The 1,998-nt window shown below is 39.2% G+C and carries 1 protein-coding gene; it reads left to right on the top strand.

Features of this window, described 5'->3' with window-relative positions; translation table 11 throughout:
* A partial coding sequence (locus ABT299_RS52530; RefSeq protein ID WP_500255458.1) for an HsdR family type I site-specific deoxyribonuclease occupies positions 1–1,998 on the top strand: 1,998 nt, incomplete at both ends.

Below are 1,998 nucleotides of genomic sequence, written 5' to 3'. Positions count from 1 at the left end.
TAGCAGTATTGGAAGAGCAACTATTAACGGACAAAGAATTTAAGCAAGTCAAAGTCGAGTTTTCACGTTTGACCGGAACGCCTTTTTTAGCTTCTCAATGGCTTAGAGGAGAAAACGGGGTGGCTCAAGTTTTATTAGAGCGAGAAAATGGGAAAAAAGTGACTTTAGAAGCCTTTAGAAATAAGGATATCTCAGGAGGAACTTCTTCTTATGAGGTGGTTCACCAAGTGGTCCCAGATTCCTCTAGAGTAGATCGTGGAGATGTGAGCTTGCTGATTAATGGGCTCCCAATCATTCATATTGAGCTCAAAAAAGAGTCCGCTAAAGACGGTTTTATGCAAGCTTATTATCAAATTCAGCGTTATGCAGAAGATGGATTTTTTAAAGGGATTTACGCAACCACTCAAATCATGGTGATTTCCAATAAAGTTGATACCCGATACTTTGCAAGACCTAGTGAAGATACCGCTGAAGCCTATGCTCGGATGAAGAAGTTTTTATTTAATTGGCGGACTGAAGACAATCAAACGGTTTCCGATTTGTTTGATTTTACTCGTACAGTTTTGCGGATACCCGATGCCCATGAATTGATTAGCCAATATACCATTCTCGTCGATGATCAAAAAAATCAAAAATTCCTCATGGCTTTAAGACCTTACCAAATTCATGCTATTCGTAAGATTCGTCAAAAAGCTGCACAGCATGAAGGAGGATTTATTTGGCATGCGACAGGTTCAGGAAAGACCATTACCAGTTTTGTCGCAACGAAATTATTAGCACAAAATGCGATCGGTGTCGATCGTACGGTCATGGTTGTTGATAGAACAGACTTAGATGCTCAAACGCAGGATGAGTTTACGAAGTTTGCCTCGGAATATCATACCGGACAAACGACCGGAAATTCGGTAGCCAATACTTTGATTGTTGGGATCAAAAATCAAAAACAGTTGGCTCGAAACCTCCTTTCATCAAAAAATAATAATACGATTTTAGTGACCACGATTCAAAAACTCTCTGCGGCTATGCGAAGTGCCCAACAAGAGAGTGAAGAAAAAGGCTCGAATCAATTTGAGAAGCTACGGCAAGAACATATTGTTTTTATTGTTGATGAGGCTCATCGTGCGGTTAGTGATGAGGAAATGAAGCGAATTAAGAAAATATTACCCAATTCAACCTGGTTTGGATTAACGGGGACGCCTATTTTTGAACAAAATAAAAAGCAAGAAAATGGAACCTTTGCCAGAACGACGAGCCAGCAATACGGGCCACTCCTTCACTCCTATACAACCAAAAACGCTATGGATGATGGCGCTGTTTTAGGCTTTCAAGTCGAGTATCATTCACTGATTTCAGAAGAGGATCAAGAGGTAATTGTCACCCAACTCAATAAAGGAAAGTTACCAGACGATGTCTTACAACAAGAAAAATTGTTGCCTACGGAACTTTATGAAACAGATGAACATATTCGTACCATGTTACAAAAAATCTTTAATCGGAGAAGTGTGGTCAAAAAGTTCAAGGTACAGAATGGTTTTCCTACGATGTCAGCCATTCTTACCACTCACTCGATTGCCCAAGCCAAACATATTTACCGGATTTTAAAGGAAATGAAAGATAATGGGACACTCTTGAATGGGCGACAATTTGATGAACGTCATCAACTGATTGATAAAGATTTCCCAAGAGTAGCTATTACCTTCTCAACCAATCCGGATCAATTAGAAAAAAATGAACAAGACGATGAATTAGTAGAGATCATGAAAGAGTATGCGAAACAGTTTGATGCTTCTCCTTATCAAGATGAGAAACTCTACAATCAAAATATTAATAAACGGTTGGCCCGTAAGGAAAAGCAATATCAATCGGATGGTCAGTGGCTAGATTTTGTCATTGTTGTCGATCGTTTATTGACAGGCTTTGATTCTCCAACGATTCAAACCTTATATATTGATCGAGAAATGAACTATCAAAAGCTCCTTCAAGCGTTCTCAAGAACGA

This window comes from Spirillospora sp. NPDC000708 (assembly GCF_040299565.1).
GTDB lineage: Bacteria > Actinomycetota > Actinomycetes > Streptosporangiales > Streptosporangiaceae > Spirillospora.
The sequence above is the reverse complement of the archived record's forward strand: the minus strand, read 5'-3'. Positions and strand labels throughout refer to the sequence as shown.